This window comes from Corynebacterium sp. KPL1818, assembly GCF_000478135.1.
In the GTDB taxonomy this organism is placed as follows: domain Bacteria; phylum Actinomycetota; class Actinomycetes; order Mycobacteriales; family Mycobacteriaceae; genus Corynebacterium; species Corynebacterium accolens.
Map to the genome: position 1 here is coordinate 288,290 of NZ_KI515760.1, position 17,077 is coordinate 305,366.

The following is a 17,077-nucleotide window of genomic DNA, read 5'->3' on the forward strand; positions in this document are numbered from 1 at the left end:
TCAGCTCCTGACGTCTTTGAAGCCGAGAATTCAGCTACACTGACTAGAGCAGCATAGCTAACCCCCGACGTGTCCACTTTCCGGGGGTCAGGCCCCCCACCACCCGGTGGGGAGTTCTTCGTTTTACCCGTCTTGTAGCCACCTCAACACCAAGCACACCCCGCGAGATAGTGCTTGCTCTAAGCGACAATGAGGCGCAGGCCGCTGGTTCATGACCAGAACAAGACACCAATAAGGAATGAGGCCCAAAATGTGGAACAACCCATCACGCGGCGCACCCCACAAACAACGCCAACAAGCCCTCAACCGCGACCACCACCAATGCGTACAATGCGGCAACACCGAAAACCTCGAAGTAGACCACATCAAAAACATCGCCAACGGTGGTAGTCACAACCTCGACAACCTGCAAACACTATGCAGACCATGCCACAAGCAAAAAACACTAGGGGAAATGCGCGCCGGCCACCAGGGGAGAAAAACCCGCGCCCGGTATCCAGCAGAAACCCACCCCGGACTGATAAAAAAATAATAATCGAAAAAGAATTTCATAAAAGGGCAGGGGGATTACCCCTCCCCCCGCCTCCCAGCCGAGCCGGAGGGCAATGTTGCTAAGGCTGTGCCTAACCGTGGAGATCCAGATAATAAAATTTTGATACATGATTAGAAGAACCGGCGATGGCGGCAACCATCCCGGCTCGTGGCTGAAACTGTGAAGGAGTTTCAACGTGGATAATGTTACATATCCTTATGGCGATTTCTCGCCGGGGCATTGTTTATGGTGCGGTTCTGTATTGCCGAGACCGGCGCGGAGCAATAAAAAGTGGTGTTCAGAATCATGTTGCAGTAAGGCATCTAGTTTTAGAGCTAAAGGATTCGTGGGCGCTAGGTTCCCTGCTAAGGCGCGGGTAGAGCTTTCTAGTTGTCGTGGTTGTGGGGTCGAGATAGACCAGTCGGGGTGCCGTAATCCTCGGCGTTGGTGTTCTCAAAAATGCCGGTTGCGGTTCTATCGTGAGAATAGTGAGAGCTACCGGGAATCTAATGCGGCTAGTGCTGAACGGAGTAGGCAGCGTTTAGAAAAATCGAAGCCTCCACGCCCGCGCTGTAAAAATTGCGGTGCCGAGATGAATCGACGCAGGTCTAATGTTTTTTGTTCTAAACCGGAGTGCCGTTCTGCATCTCGAAAAGAATACGCGAAGAGTCAACCAGAGTGCTCTATTGAAGGGTGCTTACGTCCAGTGAGCGCGAATGGGCTTTGTGGTTCTCATTATTCGGCTCAATGGAGGAAGAAGAATCCCGATAAGGCTTCTGCGGTTCGAGGACGCTATCGCGCTCGCAAGCGGTCTGCGTTTGTTGAAGATGTGGAGCCGATAGCTGTGTTTGAGCGCGATAAATGGATTTGTGGAATCTGTGGGGAGCTAATCCCAAAGCGGGCTAAGTGGCCTGATATGCGTAGCGCGTCGGTTGACCATATCGTGCCGTTGTCGTGTGGCGGGAAACATGAAATGCGGAACGTTCAGGCTTCGCATTTGGGGTGCAATAGCGTGAAGCAAAACCGGGGCAGTGGTGAGCAATTAGCGTTGATTTAAGGAGGTTGTGATGGCTGGTAAGGGAATGGTCGGTAAGCCTGCGGATAAGTTAGCGGGGCATGGCGCACGTAAGAAGCGTGAAGCACAGATGACTGTTCTGGTGTCTGACCCTGTTGCGCAGCCACCGTTGCCAGAGTCTCGCCCAGGTGGAGAGGATTGGCCAGAGCAGACTGTGCGGTGGTGGGAAATGTGGAAAGATGACCCGCTTTCATCAGAGTTCCGCGAGGTTGATTGGGCGGAATTGTTGGACTGCGCGTTGATACATGCTGAGGTGTGGTCTGGCAATGTGCGCATGGCTAATGAGCTCCGTTTGCGTACCCAGATGTTTGGTACGACGGCGGAGTCTCGTGCTCGGTTGCGTATTCAGTTCGCGGCAGCCGATGAAGCTGATGATAAGCGTGAGCGCCGTCGTTCAGGGCAGGCGGGAGAAGACACTAAGAAGCGTTATTCCAAGTTACGAGCGGTTGATTCTTAAATAGCTAAGGTGGTGGTCTGCTTTGCCGTGGAAGCCGGACTATCCAGGCGAATTTCCCACATTGGGGTGGGCGATGCTCGATTTTTACACGGACATGTTGGCGCAGCCGGATTGTGCAGACTATCGACCGTTGACGTTGACTAATGAGCAGGCAAAGTTTGTTCTTGATTTCTATCGCATAGATCCATTGACAGGGCGGCGGGTTTATCGTCGTGCTGTGTTTAGTCGTGCGAAGAAGTACGGCAAGTCTCCAATGATGGGCGCACTTGGCATCGGTGAGGCGCTTGGCCCAGTCGTTTTTGACGGGTGGGATGCTGATGGCAAGCCTGTAGGTAAACCATGGTCGGAAGTTCGTACCCCGTGGGTGCAGTTTGCGGCGGTAAATGAAGACCAGACACGAAACGCGTTTGATCCAGTCTTACAGATGATTCGCCAAGGGCCGATCATGGATTATTACTCGATTGACCCAATGGAGACGTTTGTGGCTTTACCACAAGGCCGCATTGAGTACATTACTGCCGCAGGTACGTCGAAAGAGGGGCAACGCCCAGTGTTCGCGGCGTTAGACCAGACTGAAAGCTGGTACCGCAATAATGGTGGGGTAAATTTGGCTGCCGTTATTCGCCGTAACTTGGCGGGTACTGGTGGTACATCAATTGAGACTCCTAATGCTTATCGCCCAGGTTCGGGGTCTGTGTCGGAGGCGTCGTTTGAATATGCCCAGTCCATTAAAGAAGGGACTGTGCGTGATGAGGGCCTTTTGATGGATCATCAAGAAGCCCCGCCGGATACGGATATGTCTGATGAAGAATCATTACGTGCTGGGCTTACGGTGGCTTATGGTGATTCTGCTAAAGACAATGGTGGTTGGGTAGATATTGACCGCATTATGGCGGATATTTACGACCCTGCTACTGATCCACAAGATGCGCGGCAATACTTCCTCAACCAGGTCACCCATGCGTCGGATTCGTATTTGTCGCAGGTTGATGTTCGTGCTGTGAAGGATGATTCGAAGCAGTTAGAGCCCGGCGACACGATTGTGCTGGGATTCGATGGTTCCGGTGGCCGTGTTCGCGGCAATCCTGATGCGACTGCCCTTGTGGCTGCACGCCCATCTGATAGGCATATTTGCGAAATTAAGATTTGGGAGAAAGGCCCGGATGACCCGCAGGATTGGCAACCAAACCTGCTTGATGTCCAGGCCACGCTTGATGATTGCTTTCGCAAGTATCGCGTCGTTGGGTTCTACGCTGACCCGTCCGGGTGGCAGTCACAGGTTGCTGAATGGGAAGCGCGTTATCGCAAGTATTTGCGTGTTCGTGCGTCTCGTAATTCGCCTATTGCGGCGTGGCCACGTTCTAAAACGTCGTCGGTGTCGGAATGGGTCGAGAACTTCCGCCAGGCGATTGTCATGGAGGAAGTCAGTGTAGGCCCGTCGCCGCATCTTATTCGGCACCTGCTGAACGCCCGCCGGCGTGCTACGCGCTCGGGCTATTTGCTGTATAAGGCTTACCCGGATTCACCGGACAAAATCGATGGCACTTATGCAGCAATGTTGGCATTTAGAGCGATGACAGAGGCCGTGTCGTTGGGTTATACGAAGAATAAAGACCGTACTGATAAAAGAAAGATTGGGGTGCTGTAAATGGCTGTGCTTTCCAAGTCGCACCATGAGTATCTTTCCACGCTGGATAACGTGCGCTTGTCGCGGTTGTCTGCGAACAAGACTGCGGAGCAGTTTTACACTGGTGAGTACATCACTGGCACCCTGGATATTGCAGTGCCGCCGGAATTGTCGTCGAAGCTTAATGTGGCATCGGATTGGCCGGCTACGGTGGTTGATTCTTACGCGGAGCGCATGCGATTCCTTGGGTGGGCTGACCAGCGTAACCGCGGCGTTAGCGAGACTACTCAGCTCGCTGGAGTGTCATTGGCGGCGAAAGAATCTGTTCTTGATTCCCTCATTTTTGGCATCGGATTTATCGCCCTGGAACCAGACGATTCTGGCACCTGGGTAGCCCAGTCCGTGCCGCCGACTGAGGGCACAATTATTTGGGACAATCTCAACAATCGCCCGGTGGCCGGCATGCGGCTGCGAACATTCATGGATGGCTCGCAGCAGACGGTCATGTACTTGCCGGAAGGTGTGGCCTATGTGTCGGGTGCTTCGCATCAGATAGACGATTTCGTGCCGCATACTTTGGGGATGCCGTCAATTGTGCGTATCCGCAATAGTGTGCGCTCACGCCGCTGGTATGGCCGGTCAATGATTTCCCGCCCGGTGCGGTATTACACCGTTGCCGCGTGCCGCACCCTTGAGGGCATGGAATTAAACCGTGAGTTCTACACGTACCCGCAGCGGTGGTTGAAGAACGGAACGATGGACATGTTCGTGGATTCGGATAATCCATCTCATTCAGAGAAAGTCATGGCCGGGTTTAAGGCCACGACCGGTTCCATGCTGACGCTGCCGCCACCGGAGGAACCGGGCGACCCAGAGATGGAACTGCATCAATTTTCATCATCGCCGCCAACGCCGTTCATTGAGCAGATACGAACCTATTCGCAGCTCATGTCATCGGCTACTGGCATACCGGTGGCGTATCTTGGTTTCTCCACAGAAAACCCGCCCAGTGCGGATGCCATTAGAGCTTGGCTAGACCGGCTCATTTTGGGTTGCCGTAATCAACAAGACCTCATTAACCCGGATTTACGCCGGGTGGGGTGGATGGCAGCATGGCTGAACGGGAATCGTATCCCCTGGCAGGAGTTCACCACCAACGTGAAGGAACGTTGGGAAGACCCCGCATCGCCAACACTGTCGTCTGATGCTGATGCGATCATGAAGCTGTCACAGTTTATTGACCCAACCTCTGATTGGGCGCTTGACCGGCTACGCATTCCTGATGATCAACGTCCTAAGATTCGTCAGAATGCGCGGGCTGAAAAGCTCAATAAGTTGGTGGAGTCAAAGATGCAGCAGCAAACGGCATCACGCAGCAATGATGATGAGCTCGCCGACGAGTTAGCTAATAAGCGGGGTGAAGCTTAATGACAGCCCCGGTTTTAGCGGGCGTGTCAGTTCTTTCTGGCAATAAGCTGGAATGGGACTTGATGCGCAACCAGCTCACGCAAGTCAACGCCATGGCAATGCGGGACTTAATCAGCATCGTCAATCGCGCCCAAGAAATGGACCCCTGGGCTGGCAGGGCATATCTGACAGACGCTTTCGAAGCTCTGGTAAACACCTATGGTGGTGTGGCTGGTGACCTTACTGCCACTTGGTGGGATGAGATTATGGCGGATGATATTTACTTTGCCCGCCCGGCTGACATGCCGACTTACGACCAGTTACGCACCGAAGTGGCATGGGGTACAGCGTTAAATGCGAATGGCCGGCGTGATGTCTTATCCCGCATGGCGCTTTTGACCCAGAAGCATATTTTTGGCGCGCACCGCGACACCGTAGACCTTAACGCGTTGAACACTAAGACAGGGTATGCGCGCATGGCCCAGCCCGATGCGTGTGCTTTTTGTCGAATGCTTGCTTCACGCGGAGCTGTCTACGGTTCCGAATCAGCAGCACTGTATGTCGGCGCGGCTACAGTGCGTAAGCATTACTCTGACGGGCATGACCGCGGTTATCGGCTCAAGCAGGGCCGGGTGCGTGGAGTCCAGGCCGCTGGCAGTAAGTACCACGACCATTGCCGTTGTGTGGCGGCGCCGATACCGAAGCATATCGACGCGAACGCACCGTCTTATATCGACAAGTTCGATGACGAGTACAGGAAGGCGATTAGTGCCCTAGACAAGATAAACCCTGATAAGCCGCATTCATTGGCTGAAGTCACGAAAATGATGCGCGAGCAGGGACACGGTAAATAGCCGGAAAGGCCGAGTTAGTAGCGCGGGAACGCCCCACGGTGGGGTGGTCGCGCTCATAAGTCATGTCCGAAAAGGAAAACAAAGGAGACCGCTATGACTGATGGCGTAAACCAGGAAGCAACCCAAGAGGAAGCAACCACCAACGAGGCCACAACGCCTTCTACCCCCAACGAAGACAACATCCCCGCGAACCCGTGGGAGGAAGCATTCCCCGGCAAATCCCCCGAAGACGTCCTTAAAGAGACCAACGAGTGGAAGCAGCATTCTCGGGAGTGGGAAAAGCGCGCTAAGTCGTGGAAAAAGCAGGTGGATAACAATTCACCTAAAGAACAGGACTTCGACGAGCTCAATAGCCGCGTCGAACACACTGAATCGCGTCTTAGCGAAGCACAGGCCGAAAACGGCATGTTCCGTGACCTCATCGCCTTAGAAATTGAGTCGGGAAACCCGGTACCAATTTCACAGCTGGCGGACTCAATCGCGTTCCGCAACGCATACGATGCCCTTGACCGTGAAGCCGACGATTTTGCTGACAAGCTACAAGAAATTGTCGATAAGCGCGCCCCGAAGACGACTGCCGGCATTCAACGCCAGGTGGAAGTGGGGCAAGAAGAGTCCAGCGGCATTGATTTGTACCAACGCATGTTCAACAAAGAGAAGGAGAACTAGAACATGTCCCTTATCCTCGCAGACGAAAAGCTGGGCAATTTTAACCAGAAGTGGTTAGGCTCTGCCCACGCCACTAGCGAAGCGCAGACCGTCACCTTGAAGGTGGAAGCATTCAGCGCATTCGGCGACACCATCCCATCTGGTGTGCCGCTCAAGAAGAACGAAAAGGGCACCTACGAGCCAGTCACCGACGCCGGTGACACCCTCGCTGGGTTCCTTTTCACTGACCAGCCCGCCCGCGGTGAATTTCAGGTCGCGCCGATGCTGTGGCACGGTCGTATCCGGCCTAAGCATCTGCCAGAAAAGGCATTCGACATCACCACGCTGACCAACGTTCCGCCGCTGCTGTCTTTCCCCACTAAGCCGGCAGCAGAAGAAGGCGTAACTGAAGACTCGGAGGTTTAACCCATGGCGCTTTACAATGATTTGATTTCTGCCTCTGAACTTACGGTGTTCGCCCGCCGTACCCAGCAGGACATCAACGCGAACAACCTATCGTTGTCGCAGTACTTCCCGGACACCCTGACCGACTCTGACGTGGCTAAGTACACCATCGCTGATGGTGGCTTGGTTCCCGCCGCAGAGTACCGCTCCTACGACGCTGAATCGTCTATCGGCGGTGTTCGCGGTGGTCGCCAGGTTGCTATTCAGCTGCCGCCGGTATCGCAGAAGAACCGTGTTGGCGAGCTCGACCAGATTCGTTCCCGTGCAGGCAACGAACAGGCCGAGCTGAAGATTGGTCAGGTCGCCGCTGACACCACCGCCGCTGTCCTGAACCGCATCGAAGCGATTCGCGGTACTGTCCTCGAAACCGGCCGTGTCACTATCAACGAGAACGGCTTCTACGCTGATGAAGACCTTGGCCGCAAGAAGGACATGACCACCAAGGCCGCCAACCAGTGGGACACCAACGAGGGCACCCCACTGGATGACCTCATTGCTTGGGCTGAAAAGTACCAGGACGAAAACGGTGTCCTGCCGGGCTCTATCCTTGCTTCCAACAAGGTTATTTCCGCATTCCAGCGCAGCAAGCAGGTAGGCGACGCCATCGGCGGCAACGCCACCCGAAATGTCGTATCCATCGACGAGCTCAATGCGCTGCTTGGCTCCTATGACCTGCCAACGTTCACCCGATTCACCCGCCGGGTAAACATTGGCGGCAAGATGCAAAATGTGCTGTCCCCAGACAAGGTATTCTTGCTGCCAGCCGCAGGCACCAACGAGCTCGGCCAGACCGTGTACGGCACCACCGCCGAAGCAAACGCCCCAGAATACGGTATTGCCACCGGTGCCGCCCCCGGCCTTGTAGCCGGCGTAAACATTGAGTTCGACCCGTATGCATACTGGGTTCGCGTCAACGGCATCTCTCTGCCGGTGATGACTAACCCGAACGCTTCGATGGTTGCGCAGGTGCTTAACTTTGCAGGTTAAAAACACACTCACTGGAACAGTGCTAGTTCACACCCCAGCAGGGCCAGTATTCCTCCAAGCAGGCGATACTGTCCCTGATGGGGCCACGATTGATGACGCGCTGGTAGACGCAGGAAAGGGTGGCAAGAATGCCGCAACTAGCGGAACTAAGCGACGTGCAAAGGCTGCTTCCCAACCAGCCAATTCCGGAAAGTGACACTGATTTCGTTGCCGCGCTAATCGAAGAATCCGGCGACCTAATCAGTGCGTACTGCCGAACGGCATTTGACGACCACGTACCGGAAAAGATTCGCCGCGTAGCCGCCCGCATGGTGGCAAGGGCGTATAAGGAACAACTCGATGGGATGCAGCTCCCAGAGGGAGCGTCGAACGCGTCCTTTACGGCTGGGCCTTTTTCACGCTCTATGGGCTTCGAAACCGGTTCCACCACCTCCGGCGTTTGGCTATCGGCCAATGACAAGCAGCGCCTACGCGGCTACCGAGCTCGCGTCTTTACGGTGTTCCCGTACTAGAAAAAAGGGGGAGGGCCACGAACATGTTTCCTTTAGCACAAAAGGTAGACATACTTATCCGGGGTGAGCCTGAAACAGACCGCTTCGGTAATGAGCGCCCCGGTAAGGGTGTGTGGCGGTCGGTGGCTGTGGCGTCGTGGTGGGTTGACCGTACGGATGAAAAATCAGGCGATTCAATTCTGCGCACCATTGATTATCTGCATGTGCATTTCCGGCCTGAGGATGCACCTAAACCTGATTCTGTGATTCGTCTACCGGATGGGTCACAGTGGCAGGTGCAGGGAAACGTTGAGGACTATAACCACGGTTGGCACGGCTGGGCGCCGGGCCTAGTGGTGGTCAATGCGAAGAAGGTAGAGGGATGATCCAGGTTAATATCCGCGATGAGCATGGGGCGATTAAGCCGTTGGATTTTGACACGAACGCTGTTGAGGTCATGGACGGGGCGCTGATTGTGTATTCAATGGATGCCCGTGATTTCCTCGCCGGGTTCGCTGCTGGCCAGTGGTTGACGTTTCAGAAGATGTGATGCGTGATGACTGTCCGTTTTAAATGGTCGTCGGATGCGTTCAATAAGATTCGTCAAGACCCAGCATTACGCGGTGAGATTGACGATTTAGCATCCGGTATCGCCACTCGTGCTGGCCGTGGCTTCGGGTGGAAAGCAGAAGTTCGCGGCGGCAAGCGCGGCAGTCGTTACCGCGCCATCGTCTTCACGGATACGCCTCGCGCCATGGTTGTCAATGCCCGGGATAATACGTTGTTGAAAGCACTTAAGGGGTAAATAGCATTGTTTGTTACTCCTGTTGAGATTCTTCAGTCGGCACTGCGGAAGAGTCTTGATGCTCCGATTTATACGAAAGTGCCGATGCACCCGCCTGGCCTGTTTGTGAGGTTGGATGTCACCTCCAATGAGATGACCACCCCAAACTCGCAGGATACGACCATTGCGGTGCAAGTGTACGGGGCGAACCAGGAAGAAGTCATCAACATGCTTGGTGCTTTGCGGTTCGTCCTTGCTGATGAAATTTATGCCCGTAACCCAAAGATTCTGTGGTGGCAGGAAATATCGGGGCCGATGGAATTTCCAGACCCTGATACGGATAACCATCATCGTTGGCAGCTTACGGGCACAATGACCACGACCCTCACCTAAGCCAGGTGCAGGGTCTTTTCTTTTGAGTTAGGAGACTCACATGGCTGATTTGCGTAATCGTCGCAATGTTCTCGTTGGCGCACCAGACGTGCAGGCCGCTGGTGGCATCACCATTGGCCCGGCATTGAAGACGTCGGAAAACTTCCCGACTGATGCGTCTAAGGAACTGGATGCTTCCCTAAAGCATGTTGCTGCTGGCTACGTATCCGAAGATGGTGTGACCAAGACCGTTGACCGTTCGACCGAAAAGATTAAGGACTGGCACGGTGACACGATGGTTATCACCCAGTCTGACCACTCGGTGACTTTGCAGCTGACCTTCATGGAGGGCGCTAACGGTGAAGTGCTCAAGATGATTGCCGGCGAGAACAACGTCACTGTTTCTGGCAACACTGTGCGTGTTGTTGATAACGCGGACGAGTTGCCGCACCGTTCTTTGGCGTTCTACATCAAGGGCGGCAATGGTGCCCGCATTCTGGTGTTTGCCCCGGATGCGCAGGTCACTGAGGTTGGCGATGTGTCTTACGTGCGCTCGGACGTGGTGAAGTACCAGGTGACGGTGGAGTGCTTCGGTGTGGATAACACGAAGCTCATTTCGTTGATTAAGCGCGCCGATGATGATGGTGTCGCGGTCGCCGGCGGCGCTGAGGAAACCCGCGACGGGCGCGGTGAGGAAGATTCTCCTCGCGAGGGCGACACCGAAGAGAGCTAGTAGTACGACGGCCCTGGGGACTTTTCATAGTGGTTCACCCCAGGGCCACCCAACGAACCACTATGCAGTTGTCACACAAACACAATTCGAGAAAGGGAAACCACTATGGCACTCGAAAAATTCCACTTTGAAGCATCCGACGGCACCACCATCGACGTCCACTACATGATGGATAAGCTGTCCTATAAGAAGATGCGCAAGATTCGCAAGGAATTCGAAGGCGACGGCGAAGCCCAGGGCGACGCATTCCTTCAAGCAGCCCTCAACAAGGACGAGCTCGACAAGGTAGAAAACCTGTCCATGCGTGACTTCAACGCGTTTATGAACGGTTGGGCTGAAAACGAGGATGTGGACCTGGGGGAATCTTCGAAGTAGTCCAACTCCTTGAGGACGAGGACACGCTCGCAGCCCTAGAAGCTGACCTTATTCGCATGGGGCTGCGATTACGGTGGATTGGTGACGGCACCGACCGTATGTCGTGGCGTGACCTTATTGCGCTGGTGCATCATCCGCTGCCTGATTCGTCATTGTCTGTCCAGGTGACAGGCGGGGATAGCCAGTGGGGCTTGCAGGAACACTTGCAGGCCCTAATTTTTGATGCTGTACAGGGCATCATTTGGCAAAACGGCGGCGGCAAGGGCGCCAAGCCGAAACCATTCCCACGCCCCGGGGACACCACTGCATTTGCACATAGCCCAGAGGTGGCAGAGGGGCCGCAGGGTAACCCATTTTCAGACGATGAATCCGGCGTATTCCGCGGTGAGCCCACCCCGCTGAACGAACTAAACGAGTGGCTGGGGTGGACATAGACAACACTTACTGAATGGAGATTTAATTATGGCTGGCGTTGAACTCGCGAACGCGTGGGTGACTATCATCCCAGATACGTCGAAAATTGCCCCGAAAATTAAATCTGCATTCGGTGATGTTGAGCCCGCTGTCCAGAAGAAGGGCATGAGCATCGGCAATGGATTGTCGAACGCTATGGGCAAGGCCCTTAAGGTTGGTGCAGCGTCGGTAGGTGTTGCTGCCGGCGCAGCCCTTTCTGGGTCTATCGCCAAAGGCTTTAGCCGCCTGAACGCAACCTCGAACGCGGAAAAGAAGCTGGAAGCGTTGGGCAACTCGGCCACTGATGTGGCTGGCATCATGGATAACGCCTTGGCGTCGGTAAAGGGCACTGCGTTTGGTATTGGTGAAGCTGCTGGCACCGCGGCAACGATGGTTGCATCTGGCATTAAGCCAGGCCAGGAGCTTGAGACTGTCCTTAAGGGCGTTGCCGATACCGCGTCGGTCGCTGGCACGTCCATGGAGGATATGGGCCTTATCTTTGGTAAGGCCGCAGCTAAAGGCAAGCTTGATGGTGAGGTTGTAGCCCAGCTGCTTGAACGCCAAATCCCTGTTTATGACATCTTGTCAAAGAAGATGGATGTCGCCTCTGAAGACATCGCCGACATGGTGTCCAAGGGTGAGGTGGACTTTAAAACCTTCTCCGAAGCGATGAATGAGTACGTCGGCGGCGGCGCGCAGAAGATGGCCGAAACGTTCGATGGTGCATTCATGAACATGGGCGCTGCCATGGGCCGTTTCGGTGAGACGCTGTTGAAGCCACTGTATGATGCATCGCCAGCATTATTGTCCGCTGTCGGCGGTGTCTTTGACGGCATGGAAGAGGCCATGTCGCCTGCAATGGAGCAGGTGGGTGAAAAGCTTGGCCCTGCCTTTGAGTCTTTTGCGGGGATAATTGAAGATAGAATCACCCCAGCCATGGCGGGTTTTGCAGAATGGCTGGGCGAAATTGCGCTTAAGGTGACAGACGTCGTTGTTGACCCGGAGAACTGGGAGAAATTAGGCGAGGCGTTTTCATCGCTTAAGGACACGGCGGCAAACCTTGGACCCGCGTTAGGTGACCTGATTGGTTCGTTGGCGGCTGTGTCTGCATCGGTCAGTGTGGCTGTGTGGCAGGCGCTGGCAGACGTGCTGAATGCCCTTGAGCCGCTGATTTCGTCTGTGCTGGTTCCCCTGGTGGAAAAGATTGCAGACGTCGCTGCACAGAATCCAGGGGCTGTGCAGGCGGTGGTTATGGCGTTCCTTGGGTTCAAGGGATTGTCTGCCATTGCAGGCCCGGTGGGCTCTGCTGTCGGCATCATTAAGAACTTGGGCGGGGCAGCAAAGTTCGCCGGCGGCGCATTTAAGGGCGCCTCGATTGGTGAAGCAATGCTCACGCTCATGTCGGGCGCTAATTCTGCCAACCCAGCTGTGTCCAAGATGGGTAAAGCCACCGCTAAGACCGGGCGTGGACTGGCTAAAAGCAGCATGGCTGCCAGCGCTACGGGCAAAGCCTTCGGCAAGATGGGCAAGGTACTTGGTCCTGTCGGTAAGGTCTTTGGCACGATTGGCCGCGCCGCAATGAAAGCCATCCGATTCATCAACCCGTGGGTTGCTGTAATCGCGACGCTTACCGGCGCGTTCGTGTGGTTTTTCACCAAAACCGAGTGGGGACAGCAAATCTGGGAGTCGTTCACCCAAGCTATCGGTGCCGGGTGGGATTGGCTCGTTGAGAAATTCCAGGCCGGTATCGACTGGATACAGTCCACGTTTGGGCCTATTTTCTCCCAGATTGGTGACACCATTTCCGCCGCATGGGACGCCACGGTCGAGAGAATCACCGCGGGCATCGACAAGGTCAAGGAAATCTTCGCCGGTGGCCTAGAGTTTTTCCAGACCGGCGAGACTACGGACTTAGCCGCAGCATTTGGCCTTAGTGAAGATTCGCCCATCTTTACTGTGATGACGTTCTTGCGCGACAAGATTGTGATGCTCAAGGACGTTGCCATTGAGGCGTGGGGCCTGATGAAGGAGAAGTGGGCCGAGTTCACCACTGGGTTCGGTCAATTCTACGAAACGTGGATTGCCCCGGTCGTGGATTTTATTGGTGAGAAATTCACTGGGGCGAAAGAGCTCGCTGTTGAGGCGTGGCAGGCCATGCAAGATAAGTGGGCTGAGTTTACGCAAGGATTCGGCGAGTTCTATGAGACGTGGATTTCGCCCATCGTGGAGACAATGGGTGAGGCTTTCACCGTCATGGGTGAGGTTGTTTCTGCTGCCTGGACTGCTTTGGGTGATGCTGTATCCGCAGTGTGGAATGGTGTCATCAAGCCGGTGTTTGACACGTTTAAGCAGGTAGCAGAGATTATCTTCCCAGCTATCGCCAGCATCGTTGGCACTGTGGTTGGTGCCGCATTCCAGAATATGGGCTCTGTCATTTCCACGGTGTGGAATAGCGTTATCCGCCCCGCGTGGGAAGTAATGAAGTCCGTATTCGGGGTTGTTGCTGACGTACTGACGGGTAATTTCGACAACCTGGGCAACCGGTTCAGTGAGCTTGGTTCCCGCATCATGGGCCTGGTGACCGGTATCTTCACAGGCGCGTGGAACCTTCTGCGCTCTGTGGTGACTACCGCGTTGAACGCTGCTGGCGCCATTGTTGACACGTTCAAGGAAACCGTCATCAGAATGGTGAACGTTGCCAAGGGCCGTATCGATGACCTGATTAATGGCTTTAAGGCCATGCCGGGCAAGATTAAGGGCGCGTTCGCGAACGCTGGTACGTGGCTGTTGGATGCAGGCCGCAGCATTATCAGCGGTCTTGCTCAAGGTATCCGTAACGCTGCTGGCATGGTCGAAAGCGCCATTCGTGCAGTAGTCCCAGATAACTTGGAACGCTTTATCCCAAACCTGCACTTGGGTGGTGTTGTCCCAGCATTCGCCCGCGGCGGCGTACTGCCGGACATTCCGGGTATTTCTCGAAACGAACGTGACCCAATTCTGGGCTGGTCGTCAGAAAAGAAACAACCCATCGCCCGCGTGGAACCCGGCGAGTTCATCGTCAACCGTGAAGCTACGCGCAAGAACTGGCGACTACTCACCGCGATTAATGGCGGCAAGGTTGATGGCCAGCAAGGCGATATTGGCCTGCCGCGCTACGCGAACGGCGGCGTCGTATCCTACGACCAGGCCTACCGCTTCCTCAAAGGCGAAAGCATCAATGGCGCCCGACCGCCGCGCCCACTGGAAGGCTCAGCCTACGTGTGGGGCGGCGGCCTGAATGCCAACTGGGGCGACTGCTCTGGTACACAGTCGGCTGAGGCCGCGCTCGTGGCTGGCGTTAACACCGCAGGCCGCAAGTTCGCCACCGGCACGCAAGGCAGTTGGCTTGGACAGCACGGCTTTAAGCGTGGCCGTGGACCGGGTAAGAACGCATTCGAGACCGGCTATTTCAATGGTGGCCCTTGGGGTGGCCACACCGCGGGTACACTGTTCGACTCGCAAGGCCGGTCGGTCAACTTTGAGATGGGCGGCGGTCGCGGTAACGGCCAGCTTGGTGGACCTGCGGCTGGCTCGCGTCATCCACAGTTCACTGATGTGTGGTGGCACCCGCTGAAAGCGTCTTCTAAGACGATTACCGGCGTGGAATCTACCTCTACCAGCGGCGTTACTGTCAGCACCGTCGATGAGAAGAATAATTTCCAGGCGGAGCAGATAGATTGGGGCGAAGCCTCTAAGCTGGCTACGGACTGGGAGAAGGACGAAAGGACGAAGAAGAACCTTCGTCGGTGGTCTGCCGGTATCTTTGACACCGGCGGCATCCTAAAGCCAGACCACTTTGCGTTTAACGCGTCCGGTAAGCCCGAGCGCATTCTTGACCCAGGATTGACTGTTGCTGTCGAGCAGATTGCCAAGGTGTCGCCCGATTTGGCTAAGGCGATGAACAACTTCGCCAACGTCAATTGGGCCGGTGTAGGTACTGAAATGTCGGTTGCGTTCGCTGGCGGCAATGCTGGTAACAAGAACCTGGCCGCCGCTGTCGGTGACCATGTTGCAGAGCGCCTTACCGGCTACGCGTCGTTTGCTGGCGCTCAAACGCGCAGCATTCAGCGCGGCGACAAGATTGGGGCATACCTGCAAAACATCGGCGTCGTCGAAGGTGTAGACCTCGCCGACAAGATTGGCAACCTTGTTGGCATCGACGGCATCAAGTCCACGTTCGGTGGCGTTGCCAGTGCCTTTGAGGGCCTGGAGGATGCAGCATCTGCGGAAGTGGACGCCGCTGAATCTGTAAAGCAGGCAGAAAAGAATCTGGCTCGCGCCCGCAAGGAAGGCTCCCCAGAGGACGTTAAGGCCGCCGAGGAAGACCTTGCTAAGGCCCGTGGTGCTGTCCAAATGGCCGCAACGGCCATGGGGCAGGCCCAGGTTGCGATGATGGTGGAGCTTGCCGCGCTGGCTATCAAGCTGGTGAAGGGAATTTTCCAGTTCATCGAGAGCAAGATCCAGGGCGTGATGAAGGCTCACGTTGAAGCGTTTGAGGCTATCTCTGACGTTATGGGCGCGGTTGGCAAGCTGGATGAGACGGTGCTGAAGCTACGTGAATCTGTCACCGGTTTGGTCATTGACCAGGCTATGGCGCAGATTGAGCTTGCTGCCGCTGCCCGTAATGTGCGCATGGCGCAAATGGATGGGGTAACCGCGCAGCTTGAGGCCACGAAGACGCTTGCAGAAGCGCAAGCCGATTTCGATGCGCAGCGCAAAAAGGACATGCGCCTAGCCGCCATGGACTACACGGATTTGTCGTTGGCATACGACCGATTCCGGTGGGAAATGATGGGCGCTAATGAGGACATGATGGATTCCATGGCCGCATGGTCTGACGAGTCCCATGCCTTGTATTCCGAATTGTTGGCCGCACAGGTCAACCAGCAGTTGGTGCAAAAGCAGGCGCAGCAGGCCAGCTTGGAGGCCGCTTATAAGCACACTTTGGCTGTGCTTGAGCTCAACGATGTGACGGCGAACCTGGAGGTTGCGGCGAAGAAATTGGCCGTAGCTTCCAGCCAGGCGTTCGGCATGGACCAGGTTGGTGCCACGGTCGGACAACGCTATGCCAACTTGATGGGTGAAAAAGCGAAGCTGAAGGCTGACCAGGCCAGCTTAAAGACGTGGCTGAACCCCGTGAACTGGTTTACGACCATGCCAGCTAACCAGCGTCGCATTAAGCAGATTGACCAGCAGCTAAAGCAGCTAGAGTCCATGCCGGAGTTTAAGGACTTCGACAAGGGCACGCGCCGCGATATTGATAAGGCCGTGAAGTCTTCGGGCTGGATGGGCTTTTTCGGCGCTGGTGACAAGGTTGAGCAGATGATTAAGAACTCTGCTTTGGGGGATGCTTCGCGTGCGCTGGAGCAGATGGAGTTTGAGCATCGTCTAATCGACTTGAAGGCTAATCAGGACGAGCTTCGCCGCAAGGTGGAGAAGAATCTTGCTGAGGTTGAGTACCGCAAGAAGAATGACCCGCTTGAGACGCTTATTGAGGGGCTGAAGCAGGAGAAGGATTCTCATAAGACGTGGGCAGAGTACTGGCGCACGGATAACGAGAATGTTCGAAAGGCTCTTGCTGACCTGGCTAAGCATCAGGCGGATTCTGCGGCTGAGCTGAAGAAGATGTCTGCGGAGCCCAATAAGGTTGTGCAGATTTCTGGCGAGTCGTTTACGCGTGAACAGCTGGAAGCTGCGATGCGCGAGCTGGGTGTGCGCGTGGAACGTTTGGAGAATCCACGTGCTTCGGCGTCACAGGTTGTGGCGTCGCGTCGCTAA

Annotated in this window: 18 protein-coding genes; all 18 read left to right on the plus strand. The window is 55.3% G+C overall.

The window, feature by feature from the left end:
• Positions 1 to 250: 250 nt before the first annotated feature.
• The 18 genes from HMPREF1261_RS12570 (at position 251) to HMPREF1261_RS11020 (ending at position 17,077) form a co-directional block, all read left to right on the plus strand.
• On the plus strand, positions 251 to 532 hold the full coding sequence (locus HMPREF1261_RS12570) for an HNH endonuclease (protein WP_023030990.1): 282 nt from the start codon (positions 251 to 253) through the stop codon (positions 530 to 532).
• Positions 533 to 1,124: 592 nt separating this feature from the next.
• On the plus strand, positions 1,125 to 1,589 hold the full coding sequence (locus HMPREF1261_RS13300) for an HNH endonuclease (protein ID WP_084538551.1): 465 nt from the start codon (positions 1,125 to 1,127) through the stop codon (positions 1,587 to 1,589).
• 10 nt (positions 1,590 to 1,599) lie between these two features.
• Positions 1,600 to 2,064 (plus strand): hypothetical protein, encoded by a 465-nt coding sequence (locus HMPREF1261_RS10950; RefSeq protein WP_023030992.1) that lies wholly within the window; start codon positions 1,600 to 1,602, stop codon positions 2,062 to 2,064.
• A 73-nt stretch (positions 2,065 to 2,137) separates the two neighbouring features.
• The gene (locus HMPREF1261_RS10955; protein ID WP_232208014.1) at positions 2,138 to 3,712 is read left to right on the plus strand and encodes a hypothetical protein; all 1,575 of its coding nucleotides are present in this window, start codon (positions 2,138 to 2,140) and stop codon (positions 3,710 to 3,712) included.
• A complete protein-coding gene (locus HMPREF1261_RS10960) occupies positions 3,713 to 5,119 on the plus strand; it encodes a phage portal protein (protein WP_023030994.1) in 1,407 nt (468 codons plus the stop codon).
• Positions 5,119 to 5,952: a hypothetical protein gene (locus HMPREF1261_RS10965; protein ID WP_023030995.1), complete on the plus strand. Its 834-nt coding sequence runs from the start codon at positions 5,119 to 5,121 to the stop codon at positions 5,950 to 5,952. The genes HMPREF1261_RS10960 and HMPREF1261_RS10965 overlap by 1 nt, the downstream gene beginning before the upstream one ends.
• 93 nt (positions 5,953 to 6,045) lie before the next feature.
• On the plus strand, positions 6,046 to 6,621 hold the full coding sequence (locus tag HMPREF1261_RS10970; RefSeq protein WP_023030996.1) for a hypothetical protein: 576 nt from the start codon (positions 6,046 to 6,048) through the stop codon (positions 6,619 to 6,621).
• Positions 6,622 to 6,624: 3 nt separating this feature from the next.
• Positions 6,625 to 7,026 (plus strand): hypothetical protein, encoded by a 402-nt coding sequence (locus HMPREF1261_RS10975; RefSeq protein ID WP_023030997.1) that lies wholly within the window; start codon positions 6,625 to 6,627, stop codon positions 7,024 to 7,026.
• Positions 7,027 to 7,029: 3 nt separating this feature from the next.
• The gene (locus tag HMPREF1261_RS10980) at positions 7,030 to 8,052 is read left to right on the plus strand and encodes a major capsid protein (RefSeq protein ID WP_023030998.1); all 1,023 of its coding nucleotides are present in this window, start codon (positions 7,030 to 7,032) and stop codon (positions 8,050 to 8,052) included.
• A 128-nt stretch (positions 8,053 to 8,180) separates the two neighbouring features.
• Positions 8,181 to 8,564 carry a hypothetical protein gene (locus HMPREF1261_RS10985; RefSeq protein WP_023030999.1) on the plus strand — a complete coding sequence of 128 codons (384 nt, stop codon included), beginning with the start codon at positions 8,181 to 8,183 and terminating at the stop codon, positions 8,562 to 8,564.
• 242 nt (positions 8,565 to 8,806) lie between these two features.
• The gene (locus HMPREF1261_RS13180) at positions 8,807 to 8,929 is read left to right on the plus strand and encodes a hypothetical protein (protein ID WP_255342633.1); all 123 of its coding nucleotides are present in this window, start codon (positions 8,807 to 8,809) and stop codon (positions 8,927 to 8,929) included.
• The gene (locus HMPREF1261_RS12785; RefSeq protein WP_023031001.1) at positions 8,926 to 9,093 is read left to right on the plus strand and encodes a hypothetical protein; all 168 of its coding nucleotides are present in this window, start codon (positions 8,926 to 8,928) and stop codon (positions 9,091 to 9,093) included. Before HMPREF1261_RS13180 ends, HMPREF1261_RS12785 begins: the two co-directional genes overlap by 4 nt.
• Before the next feature lie 3 nt (positions 9,094 to 9,096).
• Complete coding sequence (locus HMPREF1261_RS10995; RefSeq protein WP_156907322.1) at positions 9,097 to 9,348, plus strand: hypothetical protein; 252 nt, start codon at positions 9,097 to 9,099, stop codon at positions 9,346 to 9,348.
• 6 nt (positions 9,349 to 9,354) lie between these two features.
• Positions 9,355 to 9,720, plus strand: a complete 366-nt coding sequence (locus HMPREF1261_RS11000) for a hypothetical protein (RefSeq protein WP_156907324.1) — start codon at positions 9,355 to 9,357, stop codon at positions 9,718 to 9,720.
• Between the two features lie 40 nt (positions 9,721 to 9,760).
• On the plus strand, positions 9,761 to 10,432 hold the full coding sequence (locus HMPREF1261_RS11005) for a hypothetical protein (protein WP_023031004.1): 672 nt from the start codon (positions 9,761 to 9,763) through the stop codon (positions 10,430 to 10,432).
• Between the two features lie 105 nt (positions 10,433 to 10,537).
• A complete protein-coding gene (locus tag HMPREF1261_RS11010) occupies positions 10,538 to 10,807 on the plus strand; it encodes a hypothetical protein (protein ID WP_023031005.1) in 270 nt (89 codons plus the stop codon).
• 56 nt (positions 10,808 to 10,863) lie between these two features.
• Entirely contained in the window at positions 10,864 to 11,241 is a 378-nt protein-coding gene (locus HMPREF1261_RS11015) for a hypothetical protein (RefSeq protein WP_023031006.1), read from the plus strand.
• A gap of 28 nt (positions 11,242 to 11,269) precedes the next feature.
• A complete protein-coding gene (locus tag HMPREF1261_RS11020; RefSeq protein WP_023031007.1) occupies positions 11,270 to 17,077 on the plus strand; it encodes a tape measure protein in 5,808 nt (1,935 codons plus the stop codon).